The 6,664-nt window shown below is 44.1% G+C and carries 5 protein-coding genes; all 5 read left to right on the top strand.

All coding sequences use genetic code 11. The features are described 5' to 3' along the window. Positions 1 to 2,627: hemagglutinin repeat-containing protein (locus EAE89_RS18595; RefSeq protein WP_214086387.1), on the top strand; the 2,627-nt coding region annotated here is incomplete at its 5' end. 482 nt (positions 2,628 to 3,109) lie between these two features. Then, positions 3,110 to 3,736 (top strand): hemolysin/hemagglutinin-like protein HecA precursor, encoded by a 627-nt coding sequence (locus EAE89_RS18590; protein ID WP_244866615.1) that lies wholly within the window; start codon positions 3,110 to 3,112, stop codon positions 3,734 to 3,736. A 2-nt stretch (positions 3,737 to 3,738) separates the two neighbouring features. Then, positions 3,739 to 4,281 (top strand): immunity 42 family protein, encoded by a 543-nt coding sequence (locus EAE89_RS18585; RefSeq protein WP_214086386.1) that lies wholly within the window; start codon positions 3,739 to 3,741, stop codon positions 4,279 to 4,281. Between the two features lie 155 nt (positions 4,282 to 4,436). Continuing rightward, positions 4,437 to 4,628: a hypothetical protein gene (locus EAE89_RS18580; RefSeq protein WP_244866613.1), complete on the top strand. Its 192-nt coding sequence runs from the start codon at positions 4,437 to 4,439 to the stop codon at positions 4,626 to 4,628. A 1,049-nt stretch (positions 4,629 to 5,677) separates the two neighbouring features. Continuing rightward, positions 5,678 to 5,860: a hypothetical protein gene (locus EAE89_RS18575; RefSeq protein WP_214086390.1), complete on the top strand. Its 183-nt coding sequence runs from the start codon at positions 5,678 to 5,680 to the stop codon at positions 5,858 to 5,860. The last annotated feature ends 804 nt before the right edge of the window (positions 5,861 to 6,664 follow it).

Raw genomic sequence — 6,664 nt, 5'->3', positions numbered from 1 at the left:
ATGGCAGTGATATCGTCGCGAAAAAGGACCTGACCCTCACCGGTCAGAGCGTCAGTATCACCAGTGCGGAAAATCATCACACCACCCTGACGAAAACCGAACAAAAGCAAAGCGGCTTAACCGTGGCGCTGAGTGGCACGGCAGGCGGCGCCATTAACAGCGCGGTACAGACGGCCCGGACCGCACAGCAGACCGCCGACCCGCGCCTGAAAGCGTTGCAAAATACCCAGGCCGCGCTCAGCGGGGTTCAGGCTACCCAGGCGGTCCGACTGGCGGAAGCGCAGGGCAGTGACGAAAAAGGCAATAATAATCTGGCCGGGGTTCGCCTGTCCTACGGTCGCCAGTCTTCGCGTTCAGAACAGCAGCACCGCCAGACCACCCAACAGGGCAGCCACCTCACTGCCGGGGATAACCTCACCATAACCGCCAAAGGGGATGGCAAAGGCGCATCAGGACCGAACGGCGATATCCGCGTGCAGGGCAGCCAGTTACAGGCGGGTCAAGACCTGCAACTCAATGCCAGCCGAGACATCCAACTGAGTTCCAGCCAGAACACCGAACAGACTATCGGCAAAAACAGTAGCCACGGTAGCGCGTTGGGCGTGGGTGTCACCGCCGGCCCGGGCAGCACCGGCTTGACGGCGTCGGCCAATGTCAGTCGGGGCCGCGGCCATGAAAATGGCAACGGCATCAGTCACACGCACACCACATTAGAGGCGGGACAGACCGTTACCCTCAACAGTGGCCGGGATACCACGCTGCAGGGGGCGCAGGTCAGCGGCGAACAGCTGACCGCCGACGTGAAACGCCATCTGACATTAAGCAGTGAACAGGACCGCCAGCGCTATGACAGCCAGCAGCACAACGCCCGAGCCGGGGTCAATGCCACCGTGGGTCCGCAGCCGGACGGCACATTAAGCCTGAATGCCAGCCGCAGCAAACTGCACAGCAGTTATGACAGCGTGCAGGAGCAGACCGGGCTGTATGCCGGTCAAGGGGGCTATCAGGTGAATGTCGGCGACCACACCCAGCTGGACGGTGCGGTGATAGCCAGTGCCGCCGACAAAACCAAAAACACCCTCAACACCGGCACACTGGGCTTTAAAGATATTCAGAATCAGGCGGATTTTAAGGTTGAACAGCAGAGTGCGGGCATCAGCGTTGGCAAACCGACCACCAGTCAGCGGCTGAACAATCTGGCAGTCAATGCACTGAGCGGTTCCAATAACCAGGGCCATGACAGCACCACCACGCACGCCGCCGTCAGTGACGGCACCCTGATTATCCGGGATAAGGCGCATCAAACGCAGGATGTCGCGACCCTTAGCCGCGATACCGATAACGCTGCCAATGTCCTGAGTCCGATATTTGATAAGGAAAAGGAACAACAGCGGCTGAAACAGGCGCAACTGATGGGCGAGCTCAGCGCCCAGATGACCGAGATAGCCGGGACGGAAGGGAAAATTATCGCCACCCACGCGGCGAAAGCGAAGCTGGACCATCTCAGTGAACAGGATATTGAAGCTGCCAAAGCCACCCTGGCGAAAACGGGTCACGCCGACCCGAGCATGGAAGACATTAAAAGCCAAATCTACACCACCGCCTATCATCAGGCGCTGGCTGGCGGGGCTTCACCGTATCTGGCCGGGGTGATTAAGGAGATGACCACCGACCCGCAAACCCATCAGGTGGATATCGCCACCAACACGCTGGCCCACGCGATTTTAGGCGCGGTGGCGGCGGAAGTGAGCGGTAACAATGCCCTGTCGGGTGCCGCGGGGGCGGCTTCCGGTGAACTGGCGGCGCAGGTCCTGATAAAACAGCTTTACGGCGACGAGGCCAACGTCAGTGAATTAACGGAGGCGCAGAAACAGACTATCAGCACCCTTTCCACGCTGGCCGCGGGATTAGCCGGCGGCATTGCCGGTGACTCCACCGCCAGCGCCGTTACCGGGGCACAGGCGGGGAAGAATGCAGCGGATAATAATGCCCTAGCTGTACCAATGCCACCCCCACCGATAGCGGGTTCAAACACGGGTGAAGCCGTGAATGAAGCAAATCAGACAATAGCTTCAGCTTTGGACAAAAAATTGAAGGAAATGGGAGAGTCTATAGATAAAGCCACCCAATGTTCTTTTGGTCGGGTATGTTCGTCAGATTATATAGATGGTGAAAACCAACCAAATGTGGGAAAAAATCTGACAAATGAAGAAAAGGCTAAATATGGTGGAACCGGTTCTGGAACACCAGATGGTTGGGAACCGCAAGATGAGGAAAATGCACGTAACAATAGTGGGCTTCCATCTAGGGATAATCTTAATCAAGCTGCTTCAACCCCCAATCGTAATGGCTTGACGGACGCTGGGCGTGCATTACAAAAGCACGGGGGAAGGGAAGGTTCTGTGTATTCATATTCTAGCCAGAAAGCATCTGTTTTAAATAAGGAAGCTCAGACTATAGTTAGTGAAATACTAAGCAATCCAAATACCAAAATAGAATCTAGGTTTGTTTTTGAAAATAAACAGAGGATTGCTGTAGTTGAAGCAATTGCTCCTGATGGACGAGCGTTGCGATTTAATGCTGATGGTACAAAATTGATTGGATTCCGTGAGCCGCCCAGTAAATGACAGAGAGGAAGAGTATGTTGGAATATAGTGTAGGTAGTTCCGCTGGCCGAGATGATCTTTATGCTGAGCTATCTTTTAATAGGGTTCAGTGGGGGGAAATATCATTATCGGAGGACAAAAAATCAGTGAATATTATTATTTATCCTGACAATAATATTCTAGAGTTCAGGTGTGATGAATTTTTGCACATTATAGAAAAGGCAAAAGCTCACCTACTTAGTTTGGAACCATTATCTGAGTGACAAAAATCCCAGCCACTGGGCTGGGATTTTCTCCGCTGTTAGTTTGTTGTAGACAATAATCACCTAAGCGTTGACCAGAATCGTTCAAGAAGTGAGAAACTGGTTAATTGTCAGGGTGATAGCAGTTGCCGTGCGACTGTCAGGGATAAATATCGGCAGGAATATGACCAGGTTCAAGAGCGGATAGCAACGTGCTCAGGGGCTGACCAATGCGTTGCCGTAGCCAAAGAGCTGCGGGCATTGCAAGGTGACTACAGTGCTCGGATAAGTGAAATTCAGGAAAAAGCCAGAATGCAGGGGCTGGATTCCCTCACACCAGCGGAAGTACGGGAATGGGCTGATTTACGGGGTGCTATGTCGAATATTGACGCATCACGGAATTTAGTGCTCCATCGTGCCCAAGTCACTGGCGGCTCAGAAGAAACGACCCAGGAAATCGTGAAGATTATGGGGCAGACGGGAATTGCGGCGTCTGCGGGAGTGGCCGGAGGGATCAGTAAGGCTGGAGCAAAAGGAGTCAAGGGAAGTGCTGTACCAGTACCTAATCCAGTGACAGCGAATAATGGGTTAGTGTATAAATCAAATCCTAAACATACTCTTGGTGGTGATGGAAATCGCCGTAATGCGGGAATAGAACCAAAAGACTCATTGAAACTTTTTGAAAATTCAATTCCAAGCTCCAAAAATTATGGTAATAAAGAAGTTAGATTTGCTAAGGATGAAAAAGGTAATGTTCATCGGTTCGAAGGGACCAATGGGGAATATCACTGGAATGGAAGTACCGGTGATGTAAAAAATCCATTGAATAAAAATGACATTCCTAATGAAGTCAAAAAACAACTTGGTTTGTCCGGAAAATGGAGATAAAAATGATTTTTGGTGATCCATATCGTTTTGCAGTGTTAATACAACATCTTCCAGAATGGAGTGATGATACTTATAAAAATGGACTTTTCCATTTTTGTATTGATGGTTTTTTTTTCCCTGAAGAAATAAGGACATCTACCCTTTGGGTAGATATCTTTTCGTTGAAAGACAATACTAATGCTTTATTTTCTTTTCAGGAAAATAAAGCGTTGTTTGAAAAAGAAACTAAAGATGCTTTTAACTTTATGTTAGGAATGATTTCTCCAGAGTTGATAGGACAAGATGAGCCCGAGAATTTTGAGCAATCTTATCAATATCAAGCGTCAACAGAAAATATTAATGATGCTGGTTTTATTGTTTTTGCTGTTTCTTATGGTGATATGGTTAGGATACTTGGCGCTAAGTATAGTGAATTAAAACAAGACGAACATGGGAATAGTTTTTGGGAAACGATCACTAATCCTGATATCAGAGAGGCTATTCTTTATAAGAGTGAAGTTAATGAAATAATTTCAAAAGCATTCGAATATTATTCAACCATTTAACTCACAGCCTTTTAACAGCATCAAAGCAAAATGGCTTATTAGGCTCAAAAGTCGCGTCAGGGCGTTGTGGCACGGGCATCAAACCGTACTGGGAAAAATGGGTTGTAACTGACTGAACGCATGGGGAAAATCGGTGTTCGGCGGTCAACGTCGCAATGGAATGCGTTGTTACTGACAATAATGCCCTGAGTTTACCCAAAGGAATGATGGATTACGGTCGGTCAGCATCCAGTCTGGCTACCGCTATGCTAAATGAAGGTAAATCTCCTCAAGAGATTTCGGCAGCATTGTCAAAACATGCCAAAGGTGATCACCCGGAAGGACAAGATCCGGTAAGAGGATTGTGAGTCGCTTGGGGAGCAGGTGTTTCTGCTGTTGGAGGGACTATAGTTACCCCTATTCTTGGGGATGCATTCACTTGCTGCTGCGCTGCAACTTGAAATCTATTGGTTATAGTATTTAATGGATTTGTCAGCATGATTATTTAATGTCGGTATCAATGTTATGGTTGAATTTATTTGTAGAAAATTAAGCTACCTAATCAAATAATGGTTGAAATTAATATCGTATTTTTTAATTAATTGTATTGATATGATGATGTTGTTAAATGACTTCTAAAATTATTTATTCCAATTAATTGTTAATGATTTGCATGATTACCTTGTGTGATTTTATTTTAATGCTGTTAATGATTTATTCAGGGAAAATAAAATGGTAGAAATAATTTCATTTATAATCTGTTTGTTTCCTTCCTTTTTCTACCCTTGCCGGAAATCCATTAATTTAAATAGAATTAAATGTTTGTGTTAATCAAAGTTACTTACGATAATTTGAATTTAAACCTTTGGATTCTGGAAGGTAACTATCAGAAAAAGAATAGTTAGTGAGTAAATGATCTGAGTGGGTTAATAAGCAGAAACCGCAGTGTCTGAGGGGCTATCGGATCTTTTACAATGAAGTTGTTCACGAAGTCTTCAGGCATGAATGACATATAATAGCAAAATGTTATCTTAATCTTGTAGAAAAGTTATATCAGTACGATTTTTTATTAACAAAAATGAATATGATTATCAAGATAAGGCTGTTTAACTTACATGCAGTAGTTTTAAATCTATCTTTCCACATCCCCCATCCGACCAGTTAACTTATTTACTCTCTTATTAGCAACTCAGATCGGACAAACTCATGCCCGAGTTAATAAAAGAATTTCTTACTCCCAAATTATTAATTTTTTTATTTGATGTTATGGATCGCATTTTGGTGATGAAAAGCGGCGTTATTATGCGTTAGTAAGATCGCTTAACGATAGATGAAAATAAAGTCGTGGCCTATTTGGTCAGTATAATGATGAAACTTGTCATTTAATCTATCACTATGATTTATTTAGAGGTTTACTATGGGCAGTATTGGAAGTGTAAGTACATGGGATGAAGCGTTATTAATTGCGGCTATTCAATATCCTGTTCCTATACCCTTCATCCTTCAAGTTGCTGCTTTGTTGGCTGCACTCACTTACCCCAGTCACAGAGTTATCTATGATCCCGGGGATTCGCTCCCTTGCCGTCGTGATGCATCTTGAAATCTATTGAGTATATATACGATAATATTTTCAATTTTTAAACAACGATTCTGAAGCTGTGGTGAATCTTGGGAGGAAAGAACAACTTATACTTTAGTATTGATTGTAGTGGAGGGTAATTTTATTGTATATGCAGACGAGTATTAGCAAACTAAACGGTATAAAGCTTGAATCCTGTTTGCACCATCCGATAAATCATATCAAAGAATAACTCTCTTAGAATATGTTGCCTGATAATCAATACGGTATTGCATTAATGGTGATCTTAGCTATATTATACTAAATAATATATAATAAGGTTGATTTTAATTTGAAATTATTTCTTTACGAAGTTAAATGTAATTAACTTTCACATTAATCATAGGATTTTATTATTAAATAACATGTGGTGAAATTGATTCTAACCTAAACTTATATCTTTGAGTAATTAAATATACAAGATGTATTTGTAAATGTTTAATAAGTTGCTTTGGCAGGGGTTTTTTGTTCATTATTAGAATGATAATCTTTATTTTTGGAGCGTGATCGAAGTCAACTCATACCAATTAGTCGTCTATAAATCCTTTTTAAGTCATGGAATTAAACGCCAACTCATCATAGACATTGATATAAAAAACAGGGACGAAACAGAGTGCTTGTTTACGGTTCATAGAATGAATCATTTATTCCATTGTTAGGTGAATTATCACCACAGCATGGTTAATCAAGCGATTATTTACACTCAATGCCAGAGAGAAAGTATTGTCTGAGTATCTTGATTGATGCTTGGCAAGTCCGTCTTTATTCCTCCAAAGATAAAACGGG

The organism is Photorhabdus heterorhabditis, assembly GCF_018448905.1.
Classification (GTDB): Bacteria; Pseudomonadota; Gammaproteobacteria; order Enterobacterales; family Enterobacteriaceae; genus Photorhabdus; species Photorhabdus heterorhabditis.
This window is presented reverse-complemented; position numbering and strand designations above follow the sequence as displayed.